Annotated in this window: 15 protein-coding genes; 10 read left to right on the top strand and 5 right to left on the bottom strand. The window is 66.3% G+C overall.

What is annotated here, in order from left to right; genetic code table 11:
- On the top strand, nt 1–193 hold a 193-nt coding region (locus ASE63_RS11060; RefSeq protein ID WP_056800872.1), incomplete at its 5' end, for a hypothetical protein.
- Between the two features lie 16 nt (nt 194–209).
- Here ASE63_RS11060 and ASE63_RS11055 read toward each other — a convergent pair.
- On the bottom strand, nt 210–992 hold the full coding sequence (locus tag ASE63_RS11055; RefSeq protein ID WP_056800866.1) for a helix-turn-helix domain-containing protein: 783 nt from the start codon (nt 990–992) through the stop codon (nt 210–212).
- Between the two features lie 143 nt (nt 993–1,135).
- On the opposite strand from ASE63_RS11055, the gene ASE63_RS11050 reads away from it, so the two are divergent.
- The 7 genes from ASE63_RS11050 (at nt 1,136) to ilvA (ending at nt 7,773) form a co-directional block, all read left to right on the top strand.
- Nucleotides 1,136–1,798: an amino acid ABC transporter permease gene (locus tag ASE63_RS11050; protein ID WP_056800864.1), complete on the top strand. Its 663-nt coding sequence runs from the start codon at nt 1,136–1,138 to the stop codon at nt 1,796–1,798.
- On the top strand, nt 1,795–2,445 hold the full coding sequence (locus ASE63_RS11045; protein ID WP_156410301.1) for an amino acid ABC transporter permease: 651 nt from the start codon (nt 1,795–1,797) through the stop codon (nt 2,443–2,445). Before ASE63_RS11050 ends, ASE63_RS11045 begins: the two co-directional genes overlap by 4 nt.
- Nucleotides 2,432–3,163 (top strand): amino acid ABC transporter ATP-binding protein, encoded by a 732-nt coding sequence (locus ASE63_RS11040; RefSeq protein WP_056800862.1) that lies wholly within the window; start codon nt 2,432–2,434, stop codon nt 3,161–3,163. Before ASE63_RS11045 ends, ASE63_RS11040 begins: the two co-directional genes overlap by 14 nt.
- 43 nt (nt 3,164–3,206) lie before the next feature.
- On the top strand, nt 3,207–3,989 hold the full coding sequence (locus ASE63_RS11035; protein ID WP_056800860.1) for a transporter substrate-binding domain-containing protein: 783 nt from the start codon (nt 3,207–3,209) through the stop codon (nt 3,987–3,989).
- Nucleotides 3,990–4,173: 184 nt separating this feature from the next.
- Complete coding sequence (locus ASE63_RS11030) at nt 4,174–5,214, top strand: succinylglutamate desuccinylase/aspartoacylase family protein (RefSeq protein ID WP_056800858.1); 1,041 nt, start codon at nt 4,174–4,176, stop codon at nt 5,212–5,214.
- Complete coding sequence (locus ASE63_RS11025) at nt 5,211–6,152, top strand: pyridoxal-phosphate dependent enzyme (RefSeq protein ID WP_056800856.1); 942 nt, start codon at nt 5,211–5,213, stop codon at nt 6,150–6,152. The genes ASE63_RS11030 and ASE63_RS11025 overlap by 4 nt, the downstream gene beginning before the upstream one ends.
- A 94-nt stretch (nt 6,153–6,246) precedes the next feature.
- Nucleotides 6,247–7,773 carry a threonine ammonia-lyase, biosynthetic gene (gene ilvA / locus ASE63_RS11020; RefSeq protein WP_056800853.1) on the top strand — a complete coding sequence of 509 codons (1,527 nt, stop codon included), beginning with the start codon at nt 6,247–6,249 and terminating at the stop codon, nt 7,771–7,773.
- 122 nt (nt 7,774–7,895) lie between these two features.
- Here the strand turns inward: ilvA and ASE63_RS11015 are convergent, their stop codons facing one another.
- The 4 genes from ASE63_RS11015 to ASE63_RS11005 form a co-directional block, all read right to left on the bottom strand.
- On the bottom strand, nt 7,896–8,504 hold the full coding sequence (locus ASE63_RS11015) for a hypothetical protein (RefSeq protein ID WP_056800851.1): 609 nt from the start codon (nt 8,502–8,504) through the stop codon (nt 7,896–7,898).
- 184 nt (nt 8,505–8,688) lie between these two features.
- Nucleotides 8,689–9,096 carry a RidA family protein gene (locus tag ASE63_RS11010; protein WP_056800849.1) on the bottom strand — a complete coding sequence of 136 codons (408 nt, stop codon included), beginning with the start codon at nt 9,094–9,096 and terminating at the stop codon, nt 8,689–8,691.
- 52 nt (nt 9,097–9,148) lie between these two features.
- Nucleotides 9,149–9,295, bottom strand: a complete 147-nt coding sequence (locus ASE63_RS27900) for a hypothetical protein (protein WP_200962551.1) — start codon at nt 9,293–9,295, stop codon at nt 9,149–9,151.
- Nucleotides 9,296–9,341: 46 nt separating this feature from the next.
- Nucleotides 9,342–10,001, bottom strand: a complete 660-nt coding sequence (locus tag ASE63_RS11005) for a L,D-transpeptidase (protein WP_056800848.1) — start codon at nt 9,999–10,001, stop codon at nt 9,342–9,344.
- 102 nt (nt 10,002–10,103) lie between these two features.
- On the opposite strand from ASE63_RS11005, the gene ASE63_RS11000 reads away from it, so the two are divergent.
- On the top strand, nt 10,104–11,015 hold the full coding sequence (locus ASE63_RS11000; RefSeq protein ID WP_056800846.1) for a LysR family transcriptional regulator: 912 nt from the start codon (nt 10,104–10,106) through the stop codon (nt 11,013–11,015).
- 200 nt (nt 11,016–11,215) lie between these two features.
- Nucleotides 11,216–13,993 (top strand): winged helix-turn-helix domain-containing protein, encoded by a 2,778-nt coding sequence (locus tag ASE63_RS10995; protein WP_156410300.1) that lies wholly within the window; start codon nt 11,216–11,218, stop codon nt 13,991–13,993.
- Nucleotides 13,994–14,112: the final 119 nt, after the last annotated feature.

Raw genomic sequence — 14,112 nt, 5'->3', positions numbered from 1 at the left:
CGACGAGATGACGCAGCAGAACGCGGCGCTGTCCGAAGAAAGCGCGGCGTCGGCCGCCTCGCTCTCCTCCCGCATCGGCCAGCTCAACGACCTCGTCGCCGCCTTCAGGACCGGACAGGAGCAGGGCGCGGGCGGGGCGTGGGCGACCTCGTCCGGCTATGGGCAGGAAGCCTTCGGTCGACGCGCGGCGTAGGAGCCGCGACGCCGGCCTATAGCGAAAGCTGTGCGCCCGCCTCGCGGCAGATCGTTTTCAGGCCCTGCACGACTGCTTCCTCGTCCAGCGCGACGCCATGGCGCTGGAGCAGGGGCACCAGAATCGCCGCCTCGGCATGGCCGGCAGGGCCGATAATCGGGCAGGCGATATCGGTCACGGCCATGATGTCGCGGCTCGGCGCGACCCGGTGGCCGAGCGCACGGATGCCGGCAAAGACATCGGCCCGCTCGGCTTCGGCGAGCTTGCCGAGCTCGACCGGGCCGGCATCGCGCATCAGCGAGCGGCGGCGCGCCTCCGACTGGAAGGCGAGGATCAGCAACCCGGAATTGGCTTCCAGCGCCAGACGGCCATAGCCTGGCCGTACGATAACGCTGGCATCGAGATGGCCGGACGTCGTCGCGAGTACGACGGTCTGCGCCCGACTCAGCACGACGAGATGCGCGGCCTGGCCGCTCGCCTCGCTGAAGCGCTCCATCAGTGGCAGCACGACTGCGGTCAGCTGCCGGCCGCCGGGCGTCCTGATGCCGAGATCGAACAGCCGCCGCGACAGATGCAGTCGGTCCGTACCCGGCTCGCGCGCCAGATAGCCGCGCTGCAGCAGCACGAAGACCATACGGAAGATCTCGCTCTTCGAGCGCTGCAGCCGCTCGGCGATGGTGCGCGTCGACAGGGGCTCGCCGACCTCCGCCAGCAGCTCGAGGATGTCGAGACCCTTCTCCAACGCCGGCGCGGCGTAGGAGGTCTTATCTGCGCTTTCGGCTTCCGAGAAATCGGTCATGGTACGTTGTTTCATATATGAAGCTTGACATCAAATAAGAAGCCAACCTAGCCTCTCAAAAAAGGGGATGAGATGCTGCAACGGGCCATGCCACGCGCCGAACATTGCGAGCCATTCCGCCAGGTGTCTGGACGGCCGCGGCGATGAAGTATGGGCTGCAGTTCCGCGACATCTTCGCGGCCTGGGAATCCATCCTCGATGGCGTTCTGGTCACGCTGACGCTCTCGGTCTGGACGATGCTGGGCGGGCTTACGGTCGGCGTCGCCTGCGCGGCGGCCAAGGTCTACGGGCCGGGCTGGCTGCAGCGCATCGTCACGGCCTATGTCGAGGTGATCCGCAACACGCCGCTGCTGGTGCAGCTCTTCCTGATCTTCTTCGGCCTGCCGAGCTTCGGCGTCCGGCTCGACGGAATGACGGCGGCGCTGATCGCGCTGGTCATCAATCTCGGCGCCTACACCACCGAGATTGTCCGCGCCGGGTTCCAGGCCGTGCCGAAGGCGCAGATCGAGGCCGGCCACTCGCTCGGCCTCTCCAGCCTGCAGGTCTTCCGCTACATCGTGGTGTTCCCGGCGCTGAAGTCGATGTTCCCGGCGCTCGCGAGCCAGTTCGTGCTGCTGATGCTGGCGACCAGCGTCGTCTCGCAGATCTCGGTCGAGGACCTGTTCCATGCGGCCTCGATCGTGCAGTCGCGCACCTTCCGCGACTTCGAGGTCTACACCGTCATCGGCGTTCTCTACCTGGCGCTCGCCTTTGCCTTCCGCGGCCTCTTCGCCGGCATCTACTACTGGGCGTTCGTCAGGCGATGATCCGGACCTTCTCCTATATCGACGTGATGTATCTGATCGCGGCGGCGCGCTGGACGCTGGCCCTGACGGCGACAGCCTTCGCCGGCTCGGCCGTGCTCGGCCTCCTGCTCGCGATCGCCCGAATCTCGCCGATCGCGCCGCTGCGCTGGATCACCGCGACCTATATCCACATCGTCCAGGGCACGCCGCTGCTGGTCTGGCTGTTCCTGATCTTCTTCGGGCTGCCCTTCGTCGGCATCAGCGTCAATCCCTGGCTCGCAGCGGCGCTCGCCTTCTCGATCTATGGCAGCGCCTTCCTCGGCGAGATCTGGCGAGGTGCGCTGATCTCCATCGCCAGGACGCAATGGGAGGCCGGCGCCTCGCTCGGCCTGTCGATGTACGAGCAACTGCGCCACGTCATCGTGCCGCAATCGATCCGCGTCGCGATCCCGCCGACGGTTGGGTTCCTGGTCCAGCTGATCAAGAACACGTCGCTGGCGGCGACGATCGGGCTGGTCGAGCTCACCCGCGAGGGCCAGCTCACGGCCGCCGGTACCTACAAGCCCTTCGCCGTCTACATCACCGTCGCCTGCATCTATTTCGCGATGTGCTTCCCCCTCACGCAATGGAGCCGCTCACTCGAGCGGAAGCTCGATGTCGCTCGTTGAAATCGCTGCTATCAGCAAGAGCTACGGCACCGTCGAGGTGCTGAAGAACGTCTCGCTTTCCGTCGCCAAGGGCGAGGTCGTCGCCGTGATCGGGCGCTCCGGCTCGGGCAAGAGCACGATGCTTCGCTGCGTCAACGGGCTCGAGCCGATCCAGGCCGGGTCGATCAGCGTCGACGGCGTTCGGGTCAACGACCCCAAGACGAACCTGCGCAAGCTGCGCCAGGAGGTCGGCATCGTCTTCCAGAGCTTCAACCTGTTTCCGCACCTCTCGGTCTGCGACAACATCACTCTGGCGCCGCGCGTGGTGAAGAAGCAGGCGCCGGAGGCGGCGCGAGAGGTCGCGCGCGAGGTGCTGCGCCGCGTCGGGCTGGAGGACAAGCTCGATTCCTTTCCCTCGCAGCTTTCGGGCGGGCAGCAGCAGCGCGTCGCCATCGCCCGCTCGCTCGCCATGAAGCCGAAGCTGATGCTGTTCGACGAGGTGACCTCGGCGCTCGACCCCGAGCTGACCGGCGAGGTGCTGAAAGTGCTCGAATCCGTCGCGCAGGAAGGCATGACGATGATCCTCGTCACCCATGAGATGGGCTTCGCGCGGCGCTTCGGCTCGCGCGTGGTCTTCATGCATGAGGGCCGGATCCATGAAGAAGGCCAGGCCGCGGCGGTGCTCGCCGAGCCGAAGACGCCCGAACTGCAGACCTTCCTCAGCGCCGTGCTGCACTGAGGTCGCCGTCCCGTCACGCATCTCAACCAGGGGAGAACAGAACATGCGCTCAATCTTCGCCGGCATCGCCGCTCTGGCCGTCGCCGCCTTCGGCGCGGCCGAGGCCAAGGCAGACAAGCTCCAGGACATCCTGCAGAAGGGCGTGGTGCGCATCGGCGTGCCGCTCGACGCGCCGCCCTTCGGCTCGCAGGACGCCAACCGCAACCCGGTCGGCTTCGACATCGAGTTCGCCGAGATGGTCGCCAAGGGACTCGGCGTGAAGCTCGAGATGCAGCAGATCACCGGGGCGAACCGCATCCCGTTCCTGATGACCGACAAGGTCGACATCGTGATCTCGGTGCTGGGCATGACGCCCGAGCGCGCCCGCCAGGTGCAGTTCACCGCGCCCTACGCCAACACGTTCCTCGCCGTCTACGGCGCGAAATCCTCGCCCGTGACCAGCGCGGAGACGCTGGGCTCGACTCGCATCGCCGCCGCCAAGGGCACGACGCAGGAACTCGCGATCACCGCCGCGGCACCCAAGGCCAACCTGATGCGCACCGAGGACGACGCGACCGCGGCCGCTGCATACATGACGGGCCAAGCGGACCTGATCGCCACCAACAGCATCGTGGCGCAGGCGCTCGCCAAGCAGAATCCGAACAAGGAGTTCGAGCGCCGCTTCGTGATCCGCCGCAGCCCGGCGCATATGGCCGTGCAGATGGACCAGCACAATCTGGTGCGCTGGCTCGACGGCTTCATCCTGTTCAACACGATGAACGGCGAGCTCGAGCGGCTGCACAAGAAGTATCTCGACATGCCGATGGACCCGCTGCCGACGCTGTGAGGCAGCCGCCGTCATTCTCGGGCGAAGCCAAGCGCAGATCCGAGAATCTCTCGCAGCACAAGGCGTCCTCTTGTCCTGAGATGGTCGGGTCAAGCCCGACCATGACGCCTCCTTCACCCCTCTCCTTCCAGGAGAGGGGTTCCCCACGCCCACATTCGACTCATCGCACTTCACGAGCCACCCAATGACCAGCACCCGCCCGAAGCCGGCGCCCCGCCCCTCCAGCGCCTTCCTGACGGTCGATCCGGAGCGGGACGGCAAGCAGGTCGGCTTCCTGATGATCCCGCATTCGCCGGACGACGATGCCTGGGGAGCGACGCGCATCCCCATCGCGATCATCAAGAACGGCTCGGGACCGACCGCGATCCTCGAAGGCGGCAATCACGGCGACGAGTATGAGGGGCCGATCGCGATCTGCGACCTGATCCGCGATCTCGATCCCGGACGCGTCCAGGGCCGGCTGATCCTGATGCCAGCCAACAACGTCCACGCCGTGATCGCCGGCAAGCGCACCTCGCCGGTCGACGGGCTGAACTTCAACCGCACCTTCCCAGGCGACCCGCGCGGCACGATTACCCAGCAGATCTCGGCCTTTGTCACCGATCACATCCTGCCGCTGGGCGACGCATTCCTCGACCTGCATTCCGGCGGCTCCTCGCTCGACATCATCCCGAGCGCCATCGTCGAACCGACCGACGACCCGGCCCTGCACAAGCGCAACGTCGCCGCCGTCCGAGCCTTCGACGCGCCGATGACGGTGGTGATCAGCAATCTCGGCGAGCCGCGTACCGCGACCGCCGCCGCCTGCCGAGCAGACCTCGTAACGGTCGGCACCGAGATGGCCGGCGCCGGCACCGTCTCGCTCGAGGCGCTCAAGGTCTGCCGCCGCGGCGTCGCCAACGTGCTCGACCATCTCGGCATCGTCGCGCAGGAGAAGCCCGAGCCGCGGCGCGGCGGCGGGGTCATCCTCGAGCTGCCGGGCACCGCAGCCTATGTCTACGCGACCGCCGACGGCGTCTTCGAGCCCTTTCACGCCAATGGCGAGACCGTCAGCGCCGGCCAGCCGGCGGGCCGCATCCATTGCACCTGGGACCCGACGCGGCCGCCCGAGACGCTGCACTATGCGGCCGACGGCATCCTCTATGGCCGCCGCCAGCCCGGCCGGGTCAGGCCGGGCAATTGCTGCCTGATCGTCGCCGCGCCCTACAAGGGAACCCTGTCGTGATCGATCTCGCCGCCATCGAGGATGCGCGCCACCGCATCGCGCCGCATATCCGGAAGACGCCAACCCTGCCCTATGCGCAGCTGAAGGATCGCGTCACCGGGGGGCCGGAGGTCACGCTGAAGCTCGAGCTGCTGCAGGCCGCGGGATCGTTCAAGGCACGCGGTGCGATGAACCGGCTGCTGACGCTGAGCGACGAGCAGCGAGCGCGCGGCATCGTCACGGCGTCGGGCGGCAACCACGGCCTCGCCATCGCCCGCTCGGCCCATGTGCTCGGCGCCAGGGCCAAGATCTTCCTGCCGTCCAATGTGGTGGAGGACAAGGTCGCCAAGCTGAAGCAGTGGGGAGCCGAAGTCGAGATCGTCGGCGCGATCTGGGACGATGCCAATGCCGCAGCGCTGGCCCATGCCGAGCGGACGGGGGCGACCTATGCCCATCCGTTCAGCGATCCCGTGGTCGTCGCGGGCCAGGGCACGCTCGGCCTCGACATCCTCGACGACATGCCCGAGGTCGATGCGATCCTGGTCGCGATCGGCGGCGGCGGGCTGATCAGCGGGCTCTCGACCGCAATCAAGGCGAAGCGCCCGGCGACGCGGATCATCGGCATCGAGCCGATCGGCTCGCCGACGCTGCATGCCTGCCTCGCGGCCGACAAGCTCGTGGCGCTCGACAAGCTCGAGACCAAGGTGGCGACGATGTCGTGCCGGCAGACCGACCAGGCGATCTTCGAGATCGCGCGCCGCAACGTCGACGAGATCGTGCTGGTGAGCGACGACGAAATGGAGAAGGCCGCGAAGGCGCTGTGGTTCGAGTTCGGCATCGCCGCCGATCTGTCGGGCGCGGCTGCGCTCGCCGCGCTGCAGTCCGGCCGCGTCGCTTTCGCGCCGTGGGAGCGGGTCTGCGCGCTGGTCTGCGGCGCCGGCAATGACGGCATCGGCTGAGCGATCGCGCTTCGCGGCCCGGGATTCGCGCCGCGGCGATTGAACTTCGCTGCTGCCGCCACTATCGCGGGGCTGTCCCTCAGGAACGGTCCGCATGCAAGACTATGTCCGCAAGATCCTCGGCGCCCGCGTCTATGACGTTGCGATCGAGAGCCCGCTCGATGCCATGCCGCGGCTCTCGGCCCGCCTCGGTGCCGCGATCAGCCTGAAGCGCGAGGATCTGCAGCCGGTCTTCTCCTTCAAGCTGCGCGGTGCCTACAACAAGATCGCCGGCCTTCCGGCCCATCTCGCCGAGCGCGGCGTGATCTGCGCCTCGGCGGGCAATCATGCGCAAGGCGTGGCGCTGGCGGCGCGGAAGCTCGGGCTGAAGGCCACCATCGTGATGCCGCGCACCACGCCCGACATCAAGGTCCAGGCGGTGCGGGCGCTCGGCGGCCATGTCGTCCTGCATGGCGAGAGCTTCGACGATGCCTATGCACATGCCCGCCATGTCGAGGCCGAGAAGGGGCTGACCTTCGTCCACCCTTACGACGATCCCGAGGTGATCGCCGGCCAGGGCACGGTCGGCATGGAGATCCTGCGCCAGCATCCGGACGCAATCGAGGCGATCTTCGTGCCCGTGGGCGGCGGCGGGCTCGCCGCCGGCGTCGCCATCTATGCTAAATTCCTGCGGCCGGAGACGAAGATCATCGGCGTCGAACCGATCGAGGCGGCCTCGATGGCCGGCGCCATCGCCGCAGGTGAGCGCGTGATGCTCGACCAGGTCGGCCTCTTCGCCGACGGCGTCGCGGTGCGGCAGGCGGGCGAGGAGACCTTCAGGCTCTGTCGCGAATTGCTGGACGAGGTCATCACGGTCTCGACCGACGAGATCTGCGCCGCGATCAAGGACATCTTCGAGGATACGCGCGCCGTCGCCGAGCCATCGGGCGCGGTCAGCCTCGCCGGGCTCAAGGCCTACGCCGCGCGCGGCAAGGCGGCGGGACGCGCGCTGGTCGCGATCAACAGCGGCGCCAACATGAATTTCGACCGGTTGCGCCACATCGCCGAGCGGGCCGAGATCGGCGAGCAGCGCGAGGCCCTGATCGCGGTGACCATCCCGGAGCGTCCCGGCAGCTACCGCCAGTTCATCCGGCTGCTCGGCAAGCGCGCAATCACCGAGTTCAACTACCGCTACAGCGACCCGGCCGAGGCGCGGATCTTCGTCGGCGTACAGCTGAGCGAGGGCGAGCAGGAGAAGCGCCAGATCCTCGCCATGCTGGCGGAGCACGGCTATGCGGTGCTCGACATGAGCGACAACGAGCTCGCCAAGCTGCATGTGCGCTACATGGTCGGCGGGCAGGCCCGCGACCTTGGCGACGAGATGATCTTCCGCTTCCAGTTCCCGGAGCGGCCGGGTGCGCTGCTGAAGTTCCTGAACAGCCTGTCGGGCAGTTGGAACATCTCGTTGTTTCACTACCGCAACCACGGCGCCGACTATGGCCGCGTGCTCGCCGGCATCCAGATTCCGGCGGCGGAGCGCGCGAAACTCAGGCAGAGCCTGGACGCGCTCGGCTATCCCTATTGGGACGAGACCGACAATCCGGCCTACCGCTCCTTCCTGTCAGGCAGCGCGCCGGCCTGAAGCATTCTGTGTTTCGTCGCCGCAGTCACGGCACTCGTCTTCCAAGGTCAGGCCTCCTACCGGTTGGATAGCTGCCCGAATGCGCACCTCTATCGGGTGGCTTCCGTGCAAGCCCTGCTGTCTCAAAGCACGAACATGAGCGAAAGGCTTGCGAATATGGCGGCGGTCGCGAAGAGGAATTGCGTGCCGATTTGCCCGGCGATCAGATTCCCCAGCGATGCGAGGCCGAGCACGAAGGCGTTGCCGATGCACAGGAAGGTGCTGAGTTCGGTCGCGCCCTGGCGCGGATCGCAGACGCCGAGGATCAGCGTCCGGCTGGCCGTGAAATAGCCGAAGCTCAGCAGCGAGGACGCCAGGACGAAGCCGATCGCGGCGGCAGGCGTCGGCCTGACGAGCGCGAATGCGAGGATGGTATCCATCGCCGCGGTGAGGGCGAGAATGACGGCGAGCACGCGCCAGGCGCCGACACGGTCGACCAACGGCTTTGCCAGGCCTGCGCCGGCGATGCCGGCTAGATTGCCGCCTATCACGCCTATCAGCCCGATCGTCGCCATGCTCAGCCCCGCATCGACCTGCAGCACCGGCTTCATGCCATAGGGCAGTACCAAGCCGATCTCGATGAACAGCAGCATCCCGAGAAGGCGCCTGATTTCCGGGCGCTTGAACATCGCGAAGCTTGCAAAGGGCGAGGCGGCGGTGCCCGATGGCGCCCGGCCGCGATCGAGCCGCATCAGGCCAAGGCCGACCAGCCCGGCCAGCGCGAGAGCCGCGAAGGCGAGCGTCGTCGGTGCCCAGCCCCCGCGGCGCGTACAAATCGTTCCGAGATCGACACGCAGCGTCGCGCCAATTGCGGAAGTTGAGCGATTGCCGGGAAGCGGACGCTCGCAGTGCCGTTCCGCGTACCGGATGGGCGGCCTAATCGCTTGTTATTCGATCGGGAATACGGGCGATGACCTTGATCTCGAAGTCGAACCCCGCGAGCCAGTTGACGCCGATCGCGGTCCAATTCGGATAAGGCGCCTCCGGAAAGACTTCGCTCTTGACCCTCATGATCGTGTCGAACTGGTGTTCGGGGTTGGTATGAAAGCTCGTCACATCGACGATATCGTCAAGCGCGCATCCGCCCGCCTTCAGCGTCGCCTCGAGATTGGTGAAAGCCAGACGGACCTGAGCCTCGAAGTCCGGCTCGGGCGACCCATCGCTGCGGCTGCCGACCTGACCGGACACGAACAGGAGATTGTCGGACCTGATCGCGGCGGAATAGGCCTGTGACGCGTAGAGGTCATGCCGACCGGCCGGAAAAATGGCTTCACGCTGGGCCATACCGATTTCTCCTGTTGTGGATCGCTGGAAGGGGGCAACGGATCGATATCTGTCAGGCGTGCGCCTCACGCTTGAAGAAGTAATGCAGCACGAAGTGTGCCGGGGAGACGACCGCGACAAGCTCCCATCCGTCAGCCCCTAGCTTCCCAAGGGCACCGGCATCCAGGGTGTTTTCGACCACCAGATATTCCCATTGCATGGCTCTTTGCCTTGTCTGGATCGTGGGGGGGAGCAAACCGACGGCTTCATGTCGGCAGGAGGACGACCTTCGACCCCACCGGCACGCGGCGATAGAGATCGACAATGTCCTGGTTGATCAGCCTGACGCAGCCTGACGAGACCATCGTGCCGATCGTCCACGGTTCGACGGTGCCGTGCAGCCGGTAGAGGGTGTCGGTCCCGCCCCGGTAGAGATAGAGCGCTCTCGGGCCGAGCGGGTTGTCCGGTCCACCGGCCAACCCAGCGGCAAACCGACCATAGCGGTCCGGCTCGCGCTTGATCATGTTCGGCGTCGGCGTCCAGCGCGGCCATTGAGCCTTTCGGCCGACCAGCGCTGTACCCTGGAAATTGAACGCTTCCTGCTTTCCGACCCCAATGCCGTAGCGTAAGGCGCGCCCGTTCTCTCTGACGAGATAAGCGTATCGCTGCTCTAGATCGACGACGACCGTCCCGGGTGGTTGTGTCGTCGCGTATGGCACGACCTGCCTCAGGAAGCGTGGATCCATCTCCGATATGTCGACTGCAGGGACGGGGAACGGCTCGCCATCGAGCGCGGCATACATCGCCAACTGGCTTGCATCGACTACCGGGGGAGGCAGGGGGGGTTCATTGACCGCCTGTCTGGTGACGCAGCCAGCCAGGGTGGCGGGAGCTCCGATGAGGACGGCGCGACGGGTCAGAAGCATTGGTGCAATCGGATCTCGACTCGGGATCACCGGACAGAAGCGCCTCGCCAGCGCCACGTCCATCAGCTATGAAGTGATAATGGTCATAACTGGATGGAATAGATGGACCTCACGCTTGCGCTTCGGGCCTTCGTTCGGACCGTCGAGCGCGGTTCGATGACCGCTGCCGCACGGGATCTCGCCGTTTCCCAGCCCGCCGTCAGCAAACATCTGCGTAACTTGGAGGCTCATGTCGGCGCGCGACTGCTGGAGCGTTCGGCCCGACTCGTGCGGCCGACCCCCCAGGGCCAGCGGCTCTATGAGGTCGCCCAGCCGGCCCTCGGCGCGATCGACGCCGCACTGGAGGATTCTCGACGCGAGGCCGGCGTCGTAGAAGGGCGGATTCGCCTGCATGTCCCGAGCTGCATCGGATCAAAGCACATCCATCCGATCGTGAACGACTTCCAGGCGGCTCATCCCGGCGTAAGCATGGAGCTCGTCCTGGAAGATCGGGTGATCGACCTCGTGCATGAGGACTTCGACCTGGCCGTGCGCTACGGGCGACCGGAGGCGCGGAACGTCATCGTGCGTCGCATCGGGTTTATTCGACGCTTTCTCGTGGCGGCACCGTCCTACCTGGCCCGGATCGGCGGATTGGACGATCCTCTACGTCTCTCGGAGGTCGATGTCGTCATGGCGAGCGCTATTCCCGCGCTGTCCGACATTCTCAGCCTTCAGCATGACAATGGCGAACTGAGCGTGTGCGTGAGCCCGATACTGCGGACGAACAATGCGCAGGTGCTGATCGCCTCGTTATGCGACGGGCGAGGCGTCGGACCCGTCCAGCACCCTCTCGTTGCCGACGATCTCGCCGCGGGGCGTCTGGTTCGGGTCCTGCCCGACTTCAGCATCAGGTCGACGGAAGCGTTCCTGGTCTATCCATCGGTCCGGTACATGAGGCCCGTCATCAGAGCCTTCACGGATTTTGCCATCGCTCGTCTGCGTGCGGTCGATGGCATCAGTGGTACCGCCTGAGCACGCCAAAAGCGATCCGATCATCGGCCCCGTGCGCCACCCAGGATAACGTAACGTAGCGATATCCGAATCCTTGAGTACGACATCTGCCTTCCGTAGGATCACCCTGCAACAGGAAGAGATCAGTGACTTCGATAGGATCGAAAGAGCCCGGAGCGCTGATCTTCGGGCCCTTCGCATTGGTCCCGGACAAGCGCGTGTTGACGCGTGACGACGTCATCGTGTCGATCAGCAGTAGAGCATTCGACATTCTCGCGGTGCTGGCGAGCCATGCCGGCGAGGTTGTCGAAAAGGCAGAACTCATTCGACGCGTCTGGCCGAACACCTTCGTCGAAGAAGCGAACCTGCGCGTGCATATCGCTGGGCTTCGCAAGACCCTCGGCAAGACCTCGCTCGGCACGCCATACATTGCCAACGTACCGGGTCGCGGCTACACTCTGGCGACCGAAGTAATCATGGCTCGCGCGGTTGCAGAGCCCGCGCCTCCCTCGCTCACATCGTCGCGACTGCCAGTCCCGGTCACGCGCGTCATCGGCCGCGACGAGGCCATCCGCCATCTGTGCGACATCGTCCCTCAGCGGCGGCTTGTCACGATCGTAGGGCCGGGCGGCATCGGCAAGACGACGGTCGCCCTCATGGTGGCAGCTGCGCTCGCGAGCCATTACCGCGATGGCGTCATTTTCGTCGACCTGTCCTCCATTCAAGATCAGGAACTCGTCCCCGCCGCCGTTGCCAAGGCTGTGGGACGGCCGCTGAGACCGGGGTCTTCCGTCGAAGACCTCGCCGCCCTCTTGGTCGATGCGCACGCCTTGATCCTGCTCGACAACTGCGAGCATCTGCTGGATGGCATTGCCGGCCTGGCCGAAGAGGTCCTTCGGGCCGCACCGCGGGCGGATCTGCTCCTGACGACCCGCGAGCCTCTCCGCGCGGCGGGCGAGTGGGTTCACCGGCTGCATCCTCTGGATTGCCCGCCGCCATCTCCGGCACGCGATGCCGCTGCTGCCCTGTCGTTTCCGGCCGTCGAGCTTTTTGTCGAACGTGCGTCCGCGAGCCTTGGAGGGTTCGTCCCGACAACGGATGATCTAACGGTCATTTCCGACATTTGCCGCCGCCTCGACGGGATCGCGCTCGCCATCGAATTCGCGGCGGCTCGGATCGGTTCGTCGGGCCTGCACGGTCTCGCGCGCTCGCTGGACAACCGCTTCAGGGTGTTGACGCGGGGCCGCCGTACCGCCTTGCCGCGGCACCAGACCCTTCGGGCCACGCTGGACTGGAGCTACGAACTGCTCAGTCTGGACGAGCAGAGACTCCTGCGCCGCCTCGGTGTTTTCTCCGGCTTTTCGGCGATATCAGCGGCCGGGATTGCCGACGATGCGGCGGCGGTGGTCGTCGAGCTTCTCGAGAGCCTCTGTGCGAAATCACTGGTGTTCGCGGATCACGGCACGGACGAACCCCGCTACCGGCTGCTTGAAACCACGCGCGCCTATGCACGGGACAAGCTTGCGGAAGCCGGGGAGAGCGAGATCGTCGCGAGCCGCCACGCGGTCCATATGCGCTCGCTCTTCGAGCGGGCCGAGGGGGAGTGGGATACTCGGCTGACTTCGGAATGGCTTGCGACCTATCTGCCCGATCTCGGAAACCTGCGGGGCGCGCTGGATTGGGCGCTTTCGACCAGGGGGGATCCCGCACTCGGCGTCGCTCTCACCGTCGCCGCGGTCCCCTTCCTCTTCCAGCTCTCGCTCGTCGACGAGTGCCTGGCCCGCGTCGAGCGCGCCCTCGACATCCTCGATGATCTTCCCGGCGATACGCGGCACTGGCGTATGCGCCTCTGCACCGTCCTCGGCTGGCCGCAGATGCGACCGCTCGCATCCCGCGAAACCGGTTCGGCAGCCTGGCTGTCGGCACTGGGGCTCGCGAGGGAACTCGACAATGTCGACTACCAGCTGCGCTCGCTCTGGGCGCTCTGGCTCGACCGAACCAATAGTGGCTGGCCGCGTGAGGCGCTGGCCTATGCCGAAGAGTTCATCGACCTCGCACACCGCGCGACCGAGCCGGCCGAGGTCGCGATCGGAGAGCGCATGCGCGCCCGGGCACTCCACATCCTGGGGAACCAGGCCGAGGCGCGCCTCTGCATCGACCGGATGCTGGCAACCTATGATCCGCCTCTCCGCCGGGCGCACACAGCCCGATACCAGTACGATCAGCGCGTCATCGCCCGCGTCACACGGCAGCGCATCCTCTGGCTTCAGGGCTATCCCGAGCAGGCGATGCTCGATGCGAAGGGCAACATCGAGCGAGCGCTCCAGGTCGATCACGGGCTGACCCTTTGCTACGCGTTGTCGGATGGCGCCTGCCCGCTGGCCCTGCTCGTCGGCGATCTCGATCTTGCGGACCGCTATGCGTCGATGCTGCTGGAACTCACGGCTGCCAATGCACTCGACGTCTGGCACACCTATGCACAGGCCTATCGCGGCGAGGTGATGTGGCGGCGCGGGGAGCGGTCTTCCGGCCTGCGGCTGATGCTCCAGGCGTCCGAGAAGATGCAGGCGTCGGGTTTTGTCCTTTATCTGTCCGGTTTCGTGACGGCGCTTGCGCTGGCCCTGTCCGAAGCCGGGCAACCGGACGCCGCCCTTGCATGGATCGACGATGCGCTGGCGCGCTGCGAGGCGTCCGGAGAGGCCTGGTGCCTACCCGAACTCCATCGCGTAAAGGGCGAGATCCTGCTTCGGCGGGGAGCGCGCGCCCCCGGTCTCACGTCGCTGCGGCTCGCGCTCGACCTTGCCCGCCGGCACGGCGCGCCTGCCTGGGAACTGCGGGCAGGTATCAGTCTCATGCAGCACGATCCGGACGCCTGCGGCGGGAAGCAGAACAACCTGCTCGCGACGATCTTCACACGCTTCAGCGAGGGCGCCGACACGGCCGACCAGATCGAAGCCAGGGCGGTGCTCGCCGGGATCACGGCGGCAAGCCCGGCCTGACACGCCGTCATCGTCTAACGACCGCACGCATCCGAGCTGCCTTTACGGCACGCTGCAGCGATTTACGCCGCTTAACTGGTGGCCGCGTTCCCCAGCAGCAACACTGCGCTCGACACCAG

Origin of the sequence: Allobosea sp. Root381 (assembly GCF_001429395.1) — a bacterium.
Classification (GTDB): Bacteria; Pseudomonadota; Alphaproteobacteria; order Rhizobiales; family Beijerinckiaceae; genus Allobosea.
Note: the sequence above shows the minus strand (reverse complement) of the source record. Positions and strands in the feature narration are given on the sequence as shown.

Excerpts from the sequence above, each read along its gene's own strand:
- ASE63_RS11055 (WP_056800866.1), bottom strand. The coding sequence starts at position 992 with ATGACCGATTTCTCGGAAGCCGAAAGCGCAGATAAGACCTCCTACGCC.
- ASE63_RS11050 (WP_056800864.1), top strand. The coding sequence starts at position 1,136 with ATGAAGTATGGGCTGCAGTTCCGCGACATCTTCGCGGCCTGGGAATCC.
- ASE63_RS11045 (WP_156410301.1), top strand. The coding sequence starts at position 1,795 with ATGATCCGGACCTTCTCCTATATCGACGTGATGTATCTGATCGCGGCG.
- ASE63_RS11040 (WP_056800862.1), top strand. The coding sequence starts at position 2,432 with ATGTCGCTCGTTGAAATCGCTGCTATCAGCAAGAGCTACGGCACCGTC.
- ASE63_RS11035 (WP_056800860.1), top strand. The coding sequence starts at position 3,207 with ATGCGCTCAATCTTCGCCGGCATCGCCGCTCTGGCCGTCGCCGCCTTC.
- ASE63_RS11030 (WP_056800858.1), top strand. The coding sequence starts at position 4,174 with ATGACCAGCACCCGCCCGAAGCCGGCGCCCCGCCCCTCCAGCGCCTTC.
- ilvA (WP_056800853.1), top strand. The coding sequence starts at position 6,247 with ATGCAAGACTATGTCCGCAAGATCCTCGGCGCCCGCGTCTATGACGTT.
- ASE63_RS11015 (WP_056800851.1), bottom strand. The coding sequence starts at position 8,504 with ATGCGGCTCGATCGCGGCCGGGCGCCATCGGGCACCGCCGCCTCGCCC.
- ASE63_RS11010 (WP_056800849.1), bottom strand. The coding sequence starts at position 9,096 with ATGGCCCAGCGTGAAGCCATTTTTCCGGCCGGTCGGCATGACCTCTAC.
- ASE63_RS27900 (WP_200962551.1), bottom strand. The coding sequence starts at position 9,295 with ATGCAATGGGAATATCTGGTGGTCGAAAACACCCTGGATGCCGGTGCC.
- ASE63_RS11005 (WP_056800848.1), bottom strand. The coding sequence starts at position 10,001 with ATGCTTCTGACCCGTCGCGCCGTCCTCATCGGAGCTCCCGCCACCCTG.
- ASE63_RS11000 (WP_056800846.1), top strand. The coding sequence starts at position 10,104 with ATGGACCTCACGCTTGCGCTTCGGGCCTTCGTTCGGACCGTCGAGCGC.